Source organism: Luteibacter sp. W1I16 (assembly GCF_050434905.1).
In the GTDB taxonomy this organism is placed as follows: domain Bacteria; phylum Pseudomonadota; class Gammaproteobacteria; order Xanthomonadales; family Rhodanobacteraceae; genus Luteibacter.
In genome coordinates this window covers 152,026-169,416 of sequence record NZ_JBNDJJ010000001.1, presented here as the reverse complement: position 1 = coordinate 169,416, position 17,391 = coordinate 152,026, and the positions used below count along the sequence as shown (strand labels likewise).

The following is a 17,391-nucleotide window of genomic DNA, read 5'->3' as shown; positions in this document are numbered from 1 at the left end:
GATGTCCGCCGTGCCTGCGATGGGGGCGATGGGTGGCATGGGCGCGGCGCCTCCGCCGTGGCCCGCGCTGCGCGACGAGTTGAACATCCATGCCGCCGGGCGCAATCGCGACGGTTCGCCGGCGTGGCATCTGTCGGACCCCGTGCGCAACCAGTTCTTCCGCATCGGCTGGCTCGAGTTCGAGTTCCTCCAGCATTGGGCGCTGGGCGATCCCCAGCGGATCGCCGAGGCCGTTACCGCCAGCACCACGATGACGCCCGAAGCCGACGACGTGCTGGAATTCGCGCGCTTCCTGCAACAGCAACAACTCACGCGTGGCGCCATGCCGAAGCGGCGGACGTCGGCGCTGCACTGGTTGTTGCAGAACTACCTGTTCATCCGCATTCCCCTCGTACGTCCGGAGCGCTTCCTGCGCCGGACACTGCCGTACGTCCGCTGGATGTTCGGCATGCGGTTCCTCGTCGCCACGCTGTTCGCGGCCGTCCTCGGCCTGCTGCTGGCGGCGCGGCAGTGGGACGTCGTGCAGGCCAACCTGCGTGGCGCCATGAGCTGGGACGGGGTCGTCGCCTTCGCCGGCGCGCTGGTCTTTTCAAAGTGCTGGCACGAGTTCGGCCATGCCTTCATGGCCACGCGGTTCGGCGTGCGCGTGGGACACATGGGCGTGGCGTTGCTGGTCATGTGGCCCATGGCGTACACCGATACCGGCGAGAGCTGGAAGCTCGAAGGCTCGCGCCGACGCCTCGCCATCGCCTCGGCCGGCGTCATGGCCGAGCTGGTGCTCGCCGCGTGGTGCACGCTGCTGTGGTCGTTCGCGCCGGAAGGCAACTTCAAGAACGCGCTGTTCTTCCTCGGCACCACGGCCTGGGTGCTCACGCTGGTGGTCAACGCCAGCCCGTTCATGCGTTTCGATGGCTATTTCATCCTCGCCGACGCGCTGGATTATCCCGGCTTGCACGAGCGTGCGGGGCGCTGGGCGAAGCGGTGGGTGCGCTTGCGCCTGCTCGGCATCGAGGATCCCCGGCCGGATGCGGTTTCGCCGCGTTTCGCCGGCTTCCTCACCGCGTTCGCGTTCGCCACGTGGCTGTACCGCCTGACCCTCTTCGTAGGCATCGCCGTGGTCGTCTACCACGCCTTCTTCAAGGCCCTGGGCCTGATCCTCTTCCTGGTGGAAATCGTGACTTTCGTGGTGAGGCCGATGCTCAATGAAGTGCGGATATGGTGGGCGCGGCGTGCGGAAATCCGCTGGCCGCGCGTGCGTCGTCGCCTGATCGTCCTCGGCGTGGCCGGACTGGTCGTACTGGTGCCCTGGTCGGCGAGCATCACCGCCGAGGGCATCGTGGAGGCGGGATTCGAACAGCCGGTGTTCACGCCGTTCGCCGGGCGGATGGAACGCGTGGCCGTGGCGGACGGCACCCATGTCACGGCCGGGCAGTTGCTGTTCGAACTCAGCGCACCGACACCCGAAGACGAGCGGGCGAAGGCCGATGCGCTGCGCGATGCCTACGAATCCACGGCGCGCGGTGCCATCGCCCTCGATCGCGACGGCGTGGCGAAGCAGGTCGTGGCCGAGCGCATGGCCGACCAGTACGACGTGCAGCGCCGCGCCAGCGCTTCCGAGCTGCACCGGTTGCGGCTCACGGCCAGTGAAGACGGGTTCGTGCGCGATCTCGACCCGGCGTTGCAGGCGGGCAGCTGGGTCTCGCCGGGCTCGCGCATCGCGACCGTCGTCGGAGGCACGCGCTGGCGAGCGGAGGTGCTGGTATCGGAGGCCGATCGCGCGCGGCTGGTTCCCGGCGCCGCCGCCACGGTGTATCCGCACGGCGACTGGCATCCCCTGCATGGCCGCGTGGTCGCGGTGGACGATGGTGCGCTCGAACACCTTCCCAGCCTGTTATTGGCGAAGAACCACGGAGGACCGATCCCGCTCAATCCGACGGCGCCGGCGAAGGAACTGCGCCCGGCGAGCGTCTGGTACCGGGTGCGCGTGGAGGGTGAAGGCCTGTCCGCTCCGCTCGACGCCGAGCAGGGCGTCAGCGTGCGCATGCAAGGCCGCCGCGAAAGTCTGGCGCGGCGCTGGATCGACAGCGCATTGCTGATCCTTCTGCAACAGACGGGACTGGGCAAGGAAGGCTGAGCCGGGTTGTCCTTCGCTGCCTCCGAGCCGCTACTATCGGGCACGGTCATCACGGGGGGATGGAATGCGCGCATGGATATGGGTGGCAGGCGTGGCGGCTTCGACCGGTACCGGCCTCCAGGCACGGACGGTGCCCGATCCGGCCCCGGTCGAAGCAAGGGTGCCCTGGGCGCCCACCGTGTTCACGGGCAGTGATGGCGCACGGCACTTCGCCTACGAACTGCACCTCACCAATTTCTACGGCGACACCGGCCCGTTGACCCTCGACGATCTGGACGTCTTCGCCGATGATTCGACACGGCCCTTGCTACATCTGGACAGCGCGGTGCTGGCCGCCGTGGCCAAGCCCGTGCCGAAGGAAGGCGCCGCCGCCGTCGTCGATCCTGGCAAGAGCGGCATCCTCTATCTATGGCTCACGCTTCCGGCCGGCGCGCCGGTGCCGAAGCAACTGCGGCATCATGTGGACATGACGGCGAACGGTCACGCCTACGCGGTGGACGGCGTCGAGGTGGTGGTATCGCCCACGGCGGCGCCGGTGATCGGTGCGCCCCTCCGCGGCGGCCATTGGCTGGCCCATGAAGGCCCCGGTGCTTTTCGCTCGCATCATTGGGGCAGCATGGTCGCGATCAACGGCAGCCTGACCGTTCCCCAGCGCTATGCGATCGATTTCGTCGGCGTGGACGCTTCGGGACGTGCGATCGAGGCCAGCGTGAAGGATCTGCAAGCGACGCGGTATGCGGACTGGGTCGGCTACGGCGCGGAGGTGATCGCCGTCGCGGATGGCGTCGTCGCCGGCGCGAGGGACGGCGAGGAAGAACACGCGCCGCTGAAACCGCAGCCGGAACCGGCTTCACTCACCACCGATGGCCTGTTCGGCAACTATGTGGTGTTGTCGATCGGGCCTGGGCAATACGCCGGTTACGCCCACCTCGCCAAGGGCAGCGTGCGGGTGAAGAAGGGCGACCACGTGCGCCGTGGACAGGTGATCGGGCAATTGGGACAGTCGGGCAACTCCGCCGCGCCGCACCTGCATTTCCAGTTGGCGAACGCACCGGAATTCCAGGGCTCGGAAGGCATCCCATATGTCTTCGAGCGGATCGATCTCTACGGCGAGGAAAGCGAGGCGCAGCTGTTCGGGCAGGGTGATCCATGGAAAGCGGCACCGCCGAGCCATCGCCAGGCGCAGTTGCCGCTCGACGGTATCGTGGTGGGCTTTCCGGACAAATAGCTCAACGACGCGTCGCGAATACGCCATCCAGGGCCGTTTGCGCCTTGAAGCCCGCGTGTTCGAGCCGTTTCGCGACTTCACGCGGCACGTCGCGGCCACTGGTCAGCTTGTTGGGGCTGCCCGTGTAGTGGAACAGGCGTCCGCCACGGCGCAGGACGCGCGCGAGCTGGTCGTAGAACGCTTGCGAATAGAGTTCGCCGGCGATGCCGAAGCGCGGCGGGTCGTGCAGCAGCGCATCGATCGACGCGTCGGGCACCTGGAGGATCGCTTCGGTGACGTCGCCATGGCCGAGTTGCAGCCTGCCGCCGGCGTCGGGGGCGTCCGGATCGGGAGACCATGGGTTGAGCGTGCGCAACCAGAGCACGTCCGGATTCTTCTCGAAGGAAAGCACTCTTTCCGCACCGGCGTCCAGGCAACAGGCGGCGAAGTAGCCGAGGCCACCGCAGGTATCGAGAACGACCTTGCCGCGCGGCTCCACCAACGCCACCTTGCGCCGCGCGTCGTCGATGGGCGACTCCTTCGATGTGGGCAGCATCTTGATGCCGTCGATCTCGAAGGTGGGCGCGCCCCAATCGGTAGGCACCAGCTTGATCAGCGAACGGGAGAAACGCGATACCGGTTCGAACGCCTCGCCATCCCAGTAATAGATCGTGCGGTCCTTGAGGCACGCGGGATATGGGTAGCTCCCGTCATGCCATTGCCAGGTGTCCGTATGCAGGACCGCCCGGCTTTCCGAGCGGCCGAGGTCCAACGACCCCGTCCATTCGTCCGCGCCGCTATCGCGCGAGGCGGAAAGCGCCCCGGCGACAGGGCGGGTGAGTAGCGGGCCTGCGTAATGCGACACGAAGGGAATCTCCTGGCTCCGCGGCGATACGGCGGGCAGGAACGATAGGCAATCGCCGCGTAAAAGTCACCCGCGAGCTATGGCGCGTAGCGGGTGAAGACGTAGTCGTGGTCGCGCACGAGCGCTTGGTGACAGGCGAAGCAGGTGCGATGCTGGGCCTCGTCGACGGCCTTGCCGTCGACGAAACGCCCGAACCCCCAGCCCCCGGTGGACGCGTATTTCTTGCTGTCCTTCACCATGACCTGCACGGTGGTCGCCGCGCCGGGCACGGTCGCGGAAGCGAACTCTTTCGAAGGCGTCCGCTTCCAGGCCAGCTTCACCAGGATCGTCCCGTCCGGAAAAGGCAGGTTCGCATGACGATATGCGTCCACGGCCTTCTGGTTGCCCACGACGGCGCGCAGCTCGTTGAGCGGGGCGTCTTCCAGGGCCGGAGCGATCAGTTCCCATTGCCGGTATCCCCCGGGAATGGTCACGCCATAGATGGGCGATGCCGAGAGCGGATGCGGGTCGTCCTTCGCTCCCGACACTTCCACCAGGGCGAACAAGGCCACGAACGCGATGGCACACGACAGGAGATGAACAGGCTTCATGCAAGGGCTCCGTTCGCGTCTCAGGACCGGGCCACGTCGATGACCGCCTTGGCGAAGGCCTGCGGCGCTTCCTGCGGAAGATTGTGGCCGACGCCGCCATCGACCAGGCGGTGCTCGTACTTGCCCGTGAACCGCTTCGCATAGGCGGACGGGTCGGGATGCGGCGCGCCGTTGGCGTCGCCTTCCATCGTGATCGTGGGCACGCCGATGGACGGGAAGGCCGCCAGTTTCGCTTCCAACGCGTCGTAGCGTGCTTCGCCTTTTGCCGCGCCGAGGCGCCACCGGTAGTTATGGATCGAGATGGCGACATGGTCGGGGTTGTCGAACGCGCTGGCCGAGCGCTGGAACGTCGCGTCGTCGAAGCGCCACTTCGGTGAAGCCTGCTCCCAGATGAGGTGCGCGAAGTCGTGCGTGTACTTCGCGTAACCGGCCTCGCCGCGTTCGGTGGCGAAATAGAACTGGTACCACCAGTTCAGTTCGGCCTTCGGCGGCAACGGCGCGCGGTTCTGTTCCTGGCTGCCGATCAGGTAGCCGCTCACGGAGACGAGGGCCTTGCATCGATCCGGCCACAGCGCGGCGACGATGCACGCGGTGCGCGCGCCCCAGTCGAAGCCGGCCACGACGGCCTTGTCGATCTTCAATGCGTCCATCAGGTCGATCACGTCCTGCGCGAGCGCGGCTTGCTGGCCGTTGCGCGGTGTATCGGCCGAGAGGAAACGCGTCGTGCCATAGCCACGAAGGTAGGGAACGATGACGCGATATCCCGCGGCCGCGAGGATCGGTGCCACCTCGACGAAACTATGGATGTCGTAGGGCCAACCATGCAGGAGGATGACCGGCGTGCCGTTCGCCGGACCATCCTCGGCGTATCCGACGTCGAGGCTACCCGCCTTGATCTGCTTCAGCGTCTTGAAGGAAGTCACGTTGCCTCCGGAGGTGGTTTTCTTCGCGGGAGCCGCCGGCGCCGCATGGACGGTGGACATCGCCGTCGAGGTGGTCAACATGAATGGCGCGGCGGCGATTCCCCAGGCGGTGGCACCGAGCCACTTGCGCCTCTTTTGGTCGACGGTATCCGTCATGGCACTACTCCAGGCAGGTTGAGCGGCCACGCCATCGCGGCCACGTGCCGCCTAATGTAGTGAGCGATGGCGAGATTGATTGCAGCTACTTCCGGTGTATTTGAAACCGCATGTAACGGTTTGGCCGCCTGATACATTGCGTTACAAAAAACACCCGCCGCGATGGAGCCAGGCTTCGCCGCTTACTGGTGGGAGCCGACCTTGTCGGCGATCCCGCGGCAGCGGGCCGGATTACGGCAAGCACCCATCGCCGACAAGGTCGGCTCCCACCGAGCCACTGCCACTGGAGCCACTGCCGCGCCGTCTCAGTGGACGACCACCGGCATGCGCGTGAGGAAATCGCCGAGCGTCAACGCGATCAGGATCGCCAGCCAGACGAAGCCGAAGCACGCCGCGAAGCGCACCGGTGCGCCGCTGGCCTTCAGTTTCATGAAGAAGAACAGCACCACCATCGCCTTCAACGCCGCGATGGCGAGCCCGGCGACCGCGTTCAAGGCGCCCAGGTGCACGCGGGCCACGATCACCGTCGCCGCCAGCAGAAGCGCCAGGACGAGAAGCGCAAGGACATGGGCGCGCAACGATGGTGGCTTCTCGCTCATGCGCGGCCCACCAGGTAATACAAGGGAAAGACGAAGATCCACACGATGTCGACCAGGTGCCAATACAGCGCGGCGTTCTCCAGCGCGGGATGGTTCCCGGCCGGGAAGTCACCCCTGCGCACCCTCAGCGCCATCACCAGCAAGAGCACCACGCCGATCGTCACATGCAGGCCGTGGAACAGCGTGGTGACGTAATACAGGATGAAAAACAGTTGTTTCGCCGGGGCGAGCTGCCCGACTTCCTCGTAGCGGATGCCGGGGATGACGGCGGCCTCGTAGTCGGCGTGGTATTCGATGCCGTGGATCGCGAGGAAGGCCACGCCCAGCGCGGCCGTCACGACGAGTAGCCACGCAGCCGTGTCGCGGCCACCCAGCTGCATGTCGCGCACCGCCAGTGCGACGGTGAAGCTGCTGGTGAGCAGCACCGCTGTCTCGAGCGTCCCCAGCGGCAGGTCGGTATGCCGGCTGCCGGAGACGAAGGCGTCGGGCCACAACAACCGGCACACCGTGTAGCCGGCGAACAGCACGCCGAAGAACAGGATCTCGGTGGCGAGAAAAGCCCACATGCCCAGCGTCGCCGCCTCGCGTTGTTGCGCGGCGTCATCGAACTGCCCGGCCACCCGTGTCGCCTCCGTGCTCATGGCGGCGTATACGCGTACGGCCCATCCTCGTCGACCGGCGGTGGGCGGGTGAAGTTATGTGTCGGGGGCGGTGAGTCCGTCTCCCATTCCAGCCCTTTCGCCCCCCACGGATCGGGACCCGCTTTTTCGCCATGCCGCAGCGACCAGAGGAAATACCCGATGGGAAGCAGGTATGCCGAGGCGAGCAGCACCGCCCCCGCCGACGAGAGCACGTTGAGCAGGCCGAACTCCGCCGGATACTCGTGGTACCGGCGCGGCATGCCTGCGGCACCCGCAAGGAATTGCGGAAAGAACGTGAGGTTGAAACCGAGGAACATGAGGATCGCGGCGAAGCGCGCCCACGCTTCGGAATAAAGCCGGCCGGTGATCTTCGGCCACCAGAAATGGATGCCGCCAAGATAGGCCATGACCGCGCCGCCGACCATGATGTAGTGGAAATGCGCCACGACGAAGTAGGTGTCGGTGAGGTTCACGTCCAGTGCGATGGCCGCCAGGAACAACCCCGTCAGCCCACCGACCATGAACAGGCCCACGAAGCCGAGCGCGTAGATCATCGGCGCCCCGAACGCGATGTCTCCCTTGTAGAGCGTCGCGGTCCAGTTGAAGACCTTGACCGCGGAGGGAACGGCGATGATGAAGCTGAGGATCGAGAAGACGATGCCGGCATACATCGACTGGCCCGCGACGAACATGTGATGTCCCCACACGAGGAAGCCGACCACGGCGATGCCGATGATCGAATACACCATGAAGCGGTAGCCGAAGATGCGCCGGCGCACGCTGGCCGTGATCAGTTCACTCACCACGCCCATCGACGGCAGCACCATGATGTAGACGGCGGGGTGCGAGTAGAACCAGAAGAAGTGCTGAAACAGCAAGGGATCGCCGCCGAGGGCGGGATCGAAGATTCCCACGCCGAAGAGTCGCTCCGCGGCGATGAGGGCCAGGGTCATGGCCAGCACCGGCGTCGCCAGCATCATCACCAGCGATACCCCGTACATCGACCACACGAACAGCGGCAGCCGGAACCACGTCATGCCCTCCGTGCGCATGGTGTGGATGGTCACGATGAAGTTCAGGCCGGTGAGGATCGATGAAAAGCCCACGATGAAGACGCCGACCACCGTCAGCACCACATGGGAGTTCGAGAACATCGTCGAGAAGGGCGTGTAGAACGTCCAGCCGGTATCCACGCCGCCGAGCAGGAGACAGGCGATGGTGAACAGGCCGCCCGCCATGTAGAGGTACCAGCTGAACAGGTTCAGCCGGGGGAAGGCGACATCGCGTGCGCCAATCATCAGCGGCAGCAGGAAGTTGCCGAGCGTGTTGGGAATGGACGGGATGAGGAAGAACCAGACCATCACCACGCCGTGGAAGGTGAAGGTCTTGTTGTAGGTTTCCGCGCTCATCACATCGCCGGCGGGCGTGGCCAGTTCCAGCCGCATGAGCGCGGCCGCCACGCCGCCGAGGAAGAAGAAGAACGTGATGGACACCGCATAGAGGATCGCGATGCGCTTGTGGTCGTGCGTGAGCAGCCACGAGCGCAGCGTGACGCCATCGTCGAGGTAGCTGGGTGGGGCGTGCTCAGCGAGGCTCATGCGGTGTCTCCCGGTCCTGTCCGCGGCGCTTGAGATAGGCGATGAGCGCGAGGATGTCGGACTCGTCGATGCGGCCCTTGTAGCTGGGCATCACCGGGTCGTAGCCCGCGGCCACCTCGCTCGCCGGCAGCACGATCGCATCGTGCAGGTAGCGTTCGTCGGCGAGCACCTGGCGGCCATCCGCCAGCGGCACCGTGCTGCCGTACAAGCCGTCCAGGCTCGGCGCATGCGCGGAGGACGCGGGATCGTGGCACCCGGCGCAGCCGAACCGTGTGAAGAGTGCCTTGCCGCGCACGGCGAGCGAGGCCGATGCATGCGTGGCCAGCCAGCGCGCGTGCGCCGCCGGCGTGTCGACGACTACCGTGCCGCGCATGCGCGAATGGTCGGTGCCGCAGAATTCCGCGCAGAAGAGGTCGTAGCTTCCGGCGCGGGTCGGTGTGAACCAGAGATCGGTATAGCGTCCCGGCAAGACATCCTGCTTCACCCGGAACGCCGGCACGAAGACATCGTGGATCACATCCTGCGAGGTCATCACCAGCCTCACGGGCTGTCCGGAGGCGACATGCAGGATGTTGATCTCGCGCTGCCCGTCGGGGTGCTCGAACTCCCACATCCACTGCTTGCCGATCACGTAGATCGTGGCCGCGTTGGCCGGTGGCGTTCGCATGTCCACCCACAGCACGATGCTCCAGACGAAGATGCCCACGAAAAGCGCGAAGGGCACCAGTGTCCAGACCAGCTCGATGCCCAGCTCGCGATGCGACTCACCGCTGCGATCCACGTGGCGGCCGCGGCGGAACCGGACAGCGAATACGAGCATGGCGGTGAACACACCCAGCACGACCACGGCGCTCAGCCCGACCATGGTGTAGAACATGGCGTCCAGGTGCCCGGCGAAGGTCGAGGCGCGGGGCAGGAGGTTCATGCCGTCCTCCGCCGCAAGCGGCCGATCGCCACCAGCATGCCGAGTACGAAGAGGCTTCCCAGCACCATCATCAGGCGCGAGACGAGCACGCTATAACGCCCGGTGGTGGGGTCGTAGCCGCAGCACAGCAGCACCAGGCGGTCGATGACGCCGCCGAGACGTCCGTTCGACGCATCGACCAGGGCCAGGCGCAGGGCGCCGGCATCGTAGCCGACGCCGAAGAAATACTGCGCGATCCGTCCCTCCGGCGTCACCACGATCAGTCCCGCGGGATGGACGTACTCCTTCGTGCGTTCGTCGAGGAAGTAGCGGAAGCCGGCGACGCGGGTCAAGCTGGCGATCGTGGCGGCGTCGGCCGTGCCGAACGTCCATGTCGCGGCGCGCGCGCCCGGTCGCATGCCGGCGAGCATGGTGCGTGCTTCGCGTGCGGCGGCGGCGGTCTCGTCCGGGTCGACGCTGAGGAACACCACGTGGAAGTCCGAGGCGGCATCGAGGGTCATGGTCGACACGGCGCGGCCGATGCCGTGCAACGTCAGGTCACAGAGGTTGGGACACCGGTAGTAGCCGAACGCCAGCACGAGTGGCTTGCCATGCGCGATGCCGGCCAGCGTTCTCGCCTCGCCGTCCTGGTCGACGATCCTGGCGGACATCGGCAGCGCCGCACCCACGTGCTGGTCGAATCCCGCGCGGGCGTCGATGTCCGCGGGCGGTGGCGGCGCCGCGGCCGCGGACATCGAGGCGATCAGAAGCATCAGCAAGGTGATGAGGCGGTTCATCGCGGTGGCTCCCGCGTCATCAGCCGCATGGCGCGCTCGACCGGCACGCGTGCCGTCGCATGCCGCTCGTCGACCCATTCCCACCGGTCCTGCGCCGCTTGCTGCCGCCGGAACGCCGCGAGATCGCTCGCCGGTCGCGCCTGTAGCCGCGGCTGGCCTACCGGCTGCACCGGCAGCGGCTCGGACGCCGCCCAGGTGCGCCAGATGAGGAAGCACACGCCGAGCACGGTCACCGTCGACACCAGCATGACAATGCCCACGATGACGAGATGGCGGCTGTCGATCGCCTGCGGTTCGTGGCTCATGGCAGCACCATCCAGGCCAGGTGGCATGCTTGCCCGAGCAGTGCTGTCGCGGCCGCGGCGTGCAAGGCCTTCGTCGAGATGGACCGCGTCAGCAAGACGGCGAAGGGGATGAACAGGTGGAAGAGCAGGGCCGCCACCGCGAGCGATGCCCACGCCCCGCGCGTGCGCGGCAGGTACCACGCGGCTTCGTAGGGCAGGTCGGCCATCCACGCGGTGAGGTAATCGACGCCCACCAGGTACGCCCATCCGAGGCATAGCGCGATGAGCAGGTTGCCCAGGTCGCGGGAGACACGCGTCGTCGCGACGTCGCCGGCAGGCGCGTGCAAGGTGACCAGGGTGAAGGCGACGACGAGTTGTCCCAGCGCCGCGACCAGCCCGATGGCGGAGGATCGCCAGCCGGGCGATAGCGAGACGATCCAGTCGTTGGCGAAGACGCCGCACGCGAACAACCACAGGATCAGCGTAGCGGCCGGCGCCCGCCGCGTCGCCCAGGCGCCGACGCCCCACGCGGCGAAACATGCGGCCGTGCGCCAGGCGAGGAAAACTTGGCCGAAGTACCAGCGGCGCTCGGTTTCCACGGGTTGGTGCAACCAGGGGAAGAAGTGCGCGGCGGCCATGAGCATCGCGATCGACGCGATGGCCGCCAGCGGAAGCAACAGGCGAAGTCGTCGCAGGCGCGGTCCGATCGCCGCCCCCCACGTCCCTCCCGTCAGCCGGTGGATCGCCAGCCAGGCGACGGCACCCGCGCCCGCCCACGTGGCGAGCAGCCAGGCAAGCAGGCAGAGGCGGGCGATCACCGGTTGGGCTCCTTCGCCGTCGACTCGCGCAGATGGGCCAGGTCTTCCGGCTCGAGCCGGTCGGCGGGAACGCGGCGGCTGAATTGCAAGGCGCGTATGTACGCCACGACCGCCTGACGGTCGGTGGGGGACAGCCGGTCGCCATAGGGATACATCACGCCCCAGCCCCGCGTGATCACGTCATAGAGGTGCGCGTCGTTCGTATCGCGCAGCCGCGCCTCGTGATAACTGGGCGGTGCGGGAAAACCGCGGCGAACCACCATGCCATCGCCATCGCCCCCGGCGCCGTGGCACGGCGCGCAGAAGATCGTGTAGCGATCGCGGCCTCGTTCGAGCAGCCCGAGGGTCAACGCGGGCGGCGCGGGCATCGCTTCCGGATCGTCGACCGGTACGGAACCCTCCGGCGGAACACGCGAGGCGACTCCGTCGGCGAACAACGGCGCCTCGGCCCCCCGCTTGTATTTCGGCTGATCGTACATGTCGTGCATGCCGCGCTCGCACCCTGCCAGCACGAGCACGAACACGAGTGACACGGCGAGCGGTAACCGGCCGGTCATGCATGGACCTCCGCGTGCCTGAGCGGCTGGAGCGCGGCGATATCGTCTTCGCCACGCCGCGATTCCCACAGCGGGTCGTCGGCGCGCAACCAGAGGAGGAAGCCGTCACGGCTGGCTTCCTCGAACCACGCCACGTCGAAGACCGGATGGTAAAGCGCGGGCAAGCCGCTACCTGCGAGGAAGGCGATGAATCCCGCGACCACCGCGAAGAGGATCGTCACCTCGATCGCGGACGGCACGAAGGCTGGCCAACTGGCATGCGGACGCCCACCGGCATCGACGGGGTAGTCGACCACGGCGGACAGGTACTGGATGGCGAGCATGCCCGCTCCTCCCACGAGGCCCGCGCCGAACATGATGCGCGGGATCCATCGACCCGCGCGTTCCACCGTGCCGTGCACGTCGTCGAGCGGGTAGGGCGAGAAGACCTCGATCCGCGTGTAGCCTTGCGCGCGCAGGCGGCGCAAGCCGTCGCGCAGGGACGCTTCATCCGCGAACTGAACGAGACGGCCCTGGACGGTCATGACCGGGCCTCCGTGGACGAGGCTTGCCTGCGCAGCTCGACGATCGAAAGGACCGGAAAGAAGCGCACGAAGACGAGGAAGAGCAGTGCGAACAAACCCACCGAGCCGGCCAGGAAGGCGATGTCCCACACCGTCGGGTGAAACGTGCCCCAGCTGGACGGCAGGTAATCGCGGTACAGGCTCGTCACGATGAGCATGAAGCGCTCCAGCCACATGCCCACTAGCACGAGCACCGACACGGCGAGCAACGCGGGACGGGAGATGCGGACGCGGCGCCACCAGAGTGCCTGGATCGCGACGCTGTTGCAGGCGATGGTCGACCAGAACATCCACGCGTACGCGCCCGTCATGCGATGTTCGACGAGGGCGATGTCGTAGCGGTCGCCCCCGTAGAAGGCCGTGAAGATCTCCGCGGCGTATCCGTAGGTCACGACCCAGCCGGCGGCGAGCATCAGTTTTCCCAGCCGGTCGAAATGCGCATCCATGAGGAAGCCTTCCAGGCCATAGGCACGCCGCAACGGGACGCTGAGGACCACCACCATGGCGATGCCGGAGAACAGGGCGCCGGCGACGAAGAACGGCGGGAAAATCGTGGAGTGCCAGCCGGGCAACAGGCCTTCGGAGAAATCCAGAGCGACCATGCTGTGGACGGAAAACACCAGCGGGACCGCGAGCGCGGCGAGCATGCGGGTCAGGGTCGCATGGCGCTCCCAGTCACGCGCCTCACCCCGCCAGCCCAGTGCGAGCAGGCCGTAGAACACCTGCCGCCCCCGCGTCGTGGCGCGGTCGCGAACCGCCGCCAGGTCGGGAATCAGGCCCGTGTAGAAGTAGAGCACCGAGACGATGACGTAGGCTCCGATCGCGAAGAAGTCCCACACCAGCGCGCTGCGCCACTGGGGCCACAGCCCCATGCGATCGGGATATGGCGCCAGCCAGTAGGCGAACCACGGGCGCCCGAGATGCAGCACGGGAAACAGGCCCGAGACGGCGAGTGCGAACACCGTCATCGCCTCGGCGTGCCGGTTGAGCGCGGATCGCCAGCCTTGCCGCGTGAGAAACAACGCGGCCGAGATGAAGGTGCCGGCCATGCCGATACCGATCCACCAGACGTAATTGGCGATGGCGAAGCCCCAGGCGACCGGCATCGCGACACCCCAGATGCCCACGCCCCGCGCCAGCAGCACCACGATGGATGCGGCGAGCAGTCCGGTGAGCGACAGCGCCACGGCGAATCCCCATTTCCACGCGCGTCCGGGCGGGCGCCGCAGGGCGAGGCCGGTGACGACGTCGGTGACGCTCGCGGCGTTCATGCGTCCTCCCATGCCGGGTTGGGATTGCGCAGTGACGCGAGGTAGCTCGTGCGTGGACGCGTGCCCAGTTCTTCCAGCAACAGGTAACGCCGCGGGGACCGTTGGATGGCGGCGACCTCGCTATCGGCGTCGGCCAGGTCGCCGAAGACGATAGCTTGCGTGGGGCAGGCCACCTGGCAGGCGGTCCGTACCTCGCCATCCGCGATACGGCGTCCGTCGCGGTCGGCGTCGATGTGGGCGCGTTCGATGCGTTGCACGCAGTACGTGCATTTCTCCATCACGCCCCTGGGCCGCACGCTCACGTCCGGGTTGCGCATCGCCTTCAGGCTTTCGCTTGCGAAATCGGCGTACTGCAGGAAGTTGAAACGGCGCACCTTGTAGGGGCAGTTATTCGAACAGAACCGCGTGCCGATGCAGCGGTTGTACACCTGGAGGTTGAGGCCTTCGCTATCGTGGACCGTCGCCTCGACGGGACAGACCACCTCGCACGGCGCGTGTTCGCAATGCATGCACGGCACGGGCTGGTGGTAGGTGCTTGGCGAGGCCGGTGTTCCTTCGTGATAACGGTCGACTCGGATCCAGTGCATCTGCCGTCCACGCAGGACTTCCTTCCGGCCGACCACGGGAATGTTGTTCTCCGCCTGGCAGGCGGCCGTGCAGGCGTTGCATCCGATGCAGGCGGCCAGGTCGATGCTCATGCCCCAGCGGTACTCACCCGGCGCCTTTTCGCCGTAGAAGCTCGCCGGCTTCGAGGGGGCGGGGTAGTCGGGCGGAGACGCGGGGGTACCCACCCGGACGATATCGCGCCCTTCCATCTTCTGGTGCCGCTGCGTCGTGGCTAGAGGTTCCTGCCGATGCAGGGGCGTGAGCGTCGCTCCCGCGATCCGCCACGTCTCGTCGCCACCGCGCAGTGGATAGGCATCGTGACCGACGCCGCCGCCGAGACCACCGCGCCGCCCGTGGCCGAGGGTGAGGGTCACAGTACCGTCGGCCTGCCCCGGGACGACCAGCACGGGGACTTCGATGGAACGGCCGGCCACGTCGATCTTCATCACGTCGCCATCGCCGAGCGCACGCCGCTTCGCAAGCGCCGGCGATACCAGCGCGGCGTTGCCCCAGGTCAGCGACGTCACGGGGCGAGGAAGCTCTTGCAGCCATGCGTTCTCCGCATGGCGCCCGTCCCACGACCACTCATCGGGACGGAACACGATGTCCAGGTCTTCGTCACCTTCCGACCCATGGTCCTTGTCCGGTGCCGGTGCGGCCGCCGCGGGCACCGGTGCGACGGGCGTCGCCGGCCGCGTGTCGCGAAACGCGCCATCCCGCAACGCTTTCGTCCATGCGTCCTCTTCGGCCAGCAGCGCACTCCATGTGGTCCGCACGAGCCCGCGTGGGTCGTCGGTGAGGCCGCCCAGCAAGAGCTCGACCACGTCGTGCGCGGAACGCCCGTCGACGAGCGGCGCGAGCACCGGTTGCACGATGGTGACGCTGCCATCCAGTGCACGCAGGTCCGACCAGGATTCGAGCGGATGAAGGGCGGGAAGATGCCATCGTGAGCACGAGGCTGTCTCGTCACGGTACTTGCCCAGGTGCATGGTATGCCGCACGCGCGCAGCCGCCTCCGCGAAGCCGGGGAGGGTGTAGGCCGGATTGGCGTCGAGCGAGAGCAGGGTGTCGACGCGTCCGCCGCGCATGTCGTCCAGCAGCGCCGCGAGGTCTCCTGTCGTCGAGAGAACGGGCGTTGCCGAGCGCACGGTGACGCCCTCGTTATCCAGCGTCCGGTTGATGGCATCGGCCAGCGCATGGACTTCCGCTGGCTGGTACGGCCCGACCGCCACGAGCGACGCACCGCGATGGGCCTTGAGATCGGCGGCGATCGCCTCGACGCGGTGTCGCGACGCCGCGTCGAGATCGCTGGCTGCGCGCGCGGTGGCGCCGACCGCGGCGGCGAGTGCGCGGGCGATGGCGACGATATCGCGCGCGGACGCCGCCCAGGCATGGTCGGCGTTGCGGCCCGTTAGCGATGGCGTTGGTTCGATCGCGTAAAGGCGAGTCATGCGCGCGATGTCGATGCGCCGCGCCGCGAACTCCCGCGCATGACGCAGGTGCCCGGGGGACATGCCGAGCAGGTCTGCATCGAGGCTCACGATGACCGCTGCCCTCGACAGATCGTAGACGCGGTCCGCCGGACGGCCCATCGCCGGCTCGTGCACGTGCCAGCGCGCTTCCGGATAACGCGCGAGCAGGGCGTCCCGCTGGCGGGCGAGCGTCGGCGAATGCAACGCCCCGGAAACGATGCGCAGACCGGCGCCCGAGCCGGCGAAGCGTTCGCGCATCGCCGCTGCCTCGCCCTCGAACGCGGCCCAGCTCGATGGCACGCCGTCGCGGCGTGGCGCGTTCGAGCGGGCGGGGTCCCACAGATCCAGGATGGCGGCCTGGAGGCGGGCGTCGCTGCCTCCGAGGCTCGACGGATGGCCTGGATTCCCGTCGATGCGGATGGGCCGGCCATCACGCAGTTGCACGACCACGCCCACGACATCGCCCGCGCTGAGCAGGGCGGTGGCGTAGCGGGCGGAGTCCGGTGCGGACCGGCCGGACCGGCCTAGCTGTGGAACGATGCGTTCCGGCGGTGGCCCCGAGCATCCCGCCAGTCCGGCGAATGCCAGGGATGCCCCGAGCAACCGAAGAAACTCGCGGCGTCCCATCGCCGGCTCCATCGCCGCGAGTGCCGGCAGCGGATCGTACGCGGTCATCGGTGACATACCGAACAGTCGGTGAGACGGCGGCGGTCGATCCGGTACGCGTCGACCAGGGCCATGCCCAGGCGGTCGTCGCGCGGGTCGGGTTCGCGCAGGGCGAACACCTGGTCGCGCGGCCGCACCGCTTCCTCCGGATGGCGATGACAGTCGAGACACCATTTCATCGACAACGACGCTTCGCGCCGCATCAGCGGCATCCTGTCCACTCTGCCGTGGCACGACACGCATCCGACGCCCTTGGCGACATGGATCGAATGGTCGAAGTAGACGAAATCCGGCAAGTCGTGCACGCGCTCCCAGCGCAGCGGCACACCGCTCCGCCAGCTCTCGACCAGTGGCGCGAGCAAGGGTTGGTCGGTAAATAATTGCGAATGGCAAGTCATGCAGGTGGATACCGGCGGTATGCCAGCGAAGGCGTCCTTCTCCACGCCGCCGTGGCAATACCGGCAGTCGAGGCCGACCTCGCCCACGTGATGCTGGTGACTGAAAGGAACCGGCTGTTCCACGGCCTCGTCTTCACGGTTCGGTTCGCCGGTGGCGCTTCGCCACACCGCGACGCCGACGACGGCGGCCACCAGCAGCACGAGCCATGCCAGCTTTGCGTAGAGACCAGAGCGTGGGTGGAATATCTGTGCCATCTCCCTCGTCGGTCCTGCCTGACCCCGTGAACGCTAGTCGCGAAACCGTGCGCGCTTCGTGAAACGCACCTCTTGCCGTGCGTTCTC

17 protein-coding genes are annotated in these 17,391 nt (G+C 67.3%); 2 read left to right on the top strand and 15 right to left on the bottom strand.

Annotated features, from left to right (window positions below; translation table 11 throughout):
* Window position 1 precedes the first annotated feature (1 nt).
* Both QFZ41_RS00750 and QFZ41_RS00745 read left to right on the top strand, forming a co-directional pair.
* Complete coding sequence (locus tag QFZ41_RS00750) at window positions 2–2,134, top strand: HlyD family efflux transporter periplasmic adaptor subunit (RefSeq protein WP_429196971.1); 2,133 nt, start codon at window positions 2–4, stop codon at window positions 2,132–2,134.
* Between the two features lie 64 nt (window positions 2,135–2,198).
* On the top strand, window positions 2,199–3,362 hold the full coding sequence (locus tag QFZ41_RS00745) for a M23 family metallopeptidase (protein ID WP_429196969.1): 1,164 nt from the start codon (window positions 2,199–2,201) through the stop codon (window positions 3,360–3,362).
* A 1-nt stretch (window position 3,363) separates the two neighbouring features.
* Here QFZ41_RS00745 and QFZ41_RS00740 read toward each other — a convergent pair whose 3' ends face one another.
* The 15 genes from QFZ41_RS00740 to QFZ41_RS00670 form a co-directional block, all read right to left on the bottom strand.
* On the bottom strand, window positions 3,364–4,206 hold the full coding sequence (locus QFZ41_RS00740; RefSeq protein ID WP_429196967.1) for a class I SAM-dependent methyltransferase: 843 nt from the start codon (window positions 4,204–4,206) through the stop codon (window positions 3,364–3,366).
* Window positions 4,207–4,283: 77 nt separating this feature from the next.
* Window positions 4,284–4,796, bottom strand: coding sequence for a cytochrome P460 family protein (locus QFZ41_RS00735; protein ID WP_429196965.1), 513 nt, complete (start codon window positions 4,794–4,796; stop codon window positions 4,284–4,286).
* A gap of 20 nt (window positions 4,797–4,816) precedes the next feature.
* Window positions 4,817–5,875 carry an alpha/beta fold hydrolase gene (locus tag QFZ41_RS00730; RefSeq protein ID WP_429196963.1) on the bottom strand — a complete coding sequence of 353 codons (1,059 nt, stop codon included), beginning with the start codon at window positions 5,873–5,875 and terminating at the stop codon, window positions 4,817–4,819.
* A 305-nt stretch (window positions 5,876–6,180) separates the two neighbouring features.
* Entirely contained in the window at window positions 6,181–6,474 is a 294-nt protein-coding gene (locus QFZ41_RS00725) for a cytochrome C oxidase subunit IV family protein (protein ID WP_429196961.1), read from the bottom strand.
* Entirely contained in the window at window positions 6,471–7,115 is a 645-nt protein-coding gene (locus tag QFZ41_RS00720; protein ID WP_429196959.1) for a cytochrome c oxidase subunit 3 family protein, read from the bottom strand. The genes QFZ41_RS00725 and QFZ41_RS00720 overlap by 4 nt, the downstream gene beginning before the upstream one ends.
* Window positions 7,112–8,713: a cytochrome c oxidase subunit I gene (ctaD, locus tag QFZ41_RS00715; protein WP_429196957.1), complete on the bottom strand. Its 1,602-nt coding sequence runs from the start codon at window positions 8,711–8,713 to the stop codon at window positions 7,112–7,114. The genes QFZ41_RS00720 and ctaD overlap by 4 nt, the downstream gene beginning before the upstream one ends.
* On the bottom strand, window positions 8,700–9,638 hold the full coding sequence (gene coxB, locus QFZ41_RS00710; RefSeq protein WP_429196955.1) for a cytochrome c oxidase subunit II: 939 nt from the start codon (window positions 9,636–9,638) through the stop codon (window positions 8,700–8,702). Before coxB ends, ctaD begins: the two co-directional genes overlap by 14 nt.
* Window positions 9,635–10,414 carry an SCO family protein gene (locus QFZ41_RS00705; protein WP_429196953.1) on the bottom strand — a complete coding sequence of 260 codons (780 nt, stop codon included), beginning with the start codon at window positions 10,412–10,414 and terminating at the stop codon, window positions 9,635–9,637. The genes coxB and QFZ41_RS00705 overlap by 4 nt, the downstream gene beginning before the upstream one ends.
* Window positions 10,411–10,719: a hypothetical protein gene (locus QFZ41_RS00700; protein WP_429196951.1), complete on the bottom strand. Its 309-nt coding sequence runs from the start codon at window positions 10,717–10,719 to the stop codon at window positions 10,411–10,413. Before QFZ41_RS00700 ends, QFZ41_RS00705 begins: the two co-directional genes overlap by 4 nt.
* Complete coding sequence (locus QFZ41_RS00695; RefSeq protein WP_429196949.1) at window positions 10,716–11,516, bottom strand: hypothetical protein; 801 nt, start codon at window positions 11,514–11,516, stop codon at window positions 10,716–10,718. The genes QFZ41_RS00700 and QFZ41_RS00695 overlap by 4 nt, the downstream gene beginning before the upstream one ends.
* Window positions 11,513–12,073, bottom strand: coding sequence for a c-type cytochrome (locus QFZ41_RS00690; protein WP_429196947.1), 561 nt, complete (start codon window positions 12,071–12,073; stop codon window positions 11,513–11,515). Before QFZ41_RS00690 ends, QFZ41_RS00695 begins: the two co-directional genes overlap by 4 nt.
* A complete protein-coding gene (locus QFZ41_RS00685) occupies window positions 12,070–12,597 on the bottom strand; it encodes a DUF3341 domain-containing protein (protein WP_429196945.1) in 528 nt (175 codons plus the stop codon). The genes QFZ41_RS00690 and QFZ41_RS00685 overlap by 4 nt, the downstream gene beginning before the upstream one ends.
* On the bottom strand, window positions 12,594–13,907 hold the full coding sequence (nrfD, locus tag QFZ41_RS00680) for an NrfD/PsrC family molybdoenzyme membrane anchor subunit (RefSeq protein ID WP_429196943.1): 1,314 nt from the start codon (window positions 13,905–13,907) through the stop codon (window positions 12,594–12,596). The genes QFZ41_RS00685 and nrfD overlap by 4 nt, the downstream gene beginning before the upstream one ends.
* A complete protein-coding gene (locus QFZ41_RS00675) occupies window positions 13,904–16,660 on the bottom strand; it encodes a 4Fe-4S dicluster domain-containing protein (RefSeq protein ID WP_429196941.1) in 2,757 nt (918 codons plus the stop codon). The genes nrfD and QFZ41_RS00675 overlap by 4 nt, the downstream gene beginning before the upstream one ends.
* Window positions 16,657–17,304 carry a cytochrome c3 family protein gene (locus QFZ41_RS00670; protein ID WP_429196939.1) on the bottom strand — a complete coding sequence of 216 codons (648 nt, stop codon included), beginning with the start codon at window positions 17,302–17,304 and terminating at the stop codon, window positions 16,657–16,659. Before QFZ41_RS00670 ends, QFZ41_RS00675 begins: the two co-directional genes overlap by 4 nt.
* Between the last annotated feature and the right edge of the window lie 87 nt (window positions 17,305–17,391).

Bases quoted from the DNA above. Each gene is read 5' to 3' on its own strand.
- nrfD (WP_429196943.1), bottom strand. From the start codon at position 13,907: ATGAACGCCGCGAGCGTCACCGACGTCGTCACCGGCCTCGCCCTGCGG.
- QFZ41_RS00750 (WP_429196971.1), top strand. From the start codon at position 2: ATGTCCGCCGTGCCTGCGATGGGGGCGATGGGTGGCATGGGCGCGGCG.
- QFZ41_RS00730 (WP_429196963.1), bottom strand. From the start codon at position 5,875: ATGACGGATACCGTCGACCAAAAGAGGCGCAAGTGGCTCGGTGCCACC.
- QFZ41_RS00690 (WP_429196947.1), bottom strand. From the start codon at position 12,073: ATGACCGGCCGGTTACCGCTCGCCGTGTCACTCGTGTTCGTGCTCGTG.
- QFZ41_RS00735 (WP_429196965.1), bottom strand. From the start codon at position 4,796: ATGAAGCCTGTTCATCTCCTGTCGTGTGCCATCGCGTTCGTGGCCTTG.
- QFZ41_RS00725 (WP_429196961.1), bottom strand. From the start codon at position 6,474: ATGAGCGAGAAGCCACCATCGTTGCGCGCCCATGTCCTTGCGCTTCTC.
- QFZ41_RS00745 (WP_429196969.1), top strand. From the start codon at position 2,199: ATGCGCGCATGGATATGGGTGGCAGGCGTGGCGGCTTCGACCGGTACC.
- coxB (WP_429196955.1), bottom strand. From the start codon at position 9,638: ATGAACCTCCTGCCCCGCGCCTCGACCTTCGCCGGGCACCTGGACGCC.
- QFZ41_RS00670 (WP_429196939.1), bottom strand. From the start codon at position 17,304: ATGGCACAGATATTCCACCCACGCTCTGGTCTCTACGCAAAGCTGGCA.
- QFZ41_RS00675 (WP_429196941.1), bottom strand. From the start codon at position 16,660: ATGACCGCGTACGATCCGCTGCCGGCACTCGCGGCGATGGAGCCGGCG.
- QFZ41_RS00700 (WP_429196951.1), bottom strand. From the start codon at position 10,719: ATGAGCCACGAACCGCAGGCGATCGACAGCCGCCATCTCGTCATCGTG.
- ctaD (WP_429196957.1), bottom strand. From the start codon at position 8,713: ATGAGCCTCGCTGAGCACGCCCCACCCAGCTACCTCGACGATGGCGTC.
- QFZ41_RS00720 (WP_429196959.1), bottom strand. From the start codon at position 7,115: ATGAGCACGGAGGCGACACGGGTGGCCGGGCAGTTCGATGACGCCGCG.
- QFZ41_RS00705 (WP_429196953.1), bottom strand. From the start codon at position 10,414: ATGAACCGCCTCATCACCTTGCTGATGCTTCTGATCGCCTCGATGTCC.
- QFZ41_RS00685 (WP_429196945.1), bottom strand. From the start codon at position 12,597: ATGACCGTCCAGGGCCGTCTCGTTCAGTTCGCGGATGAAGCGTCCCTG.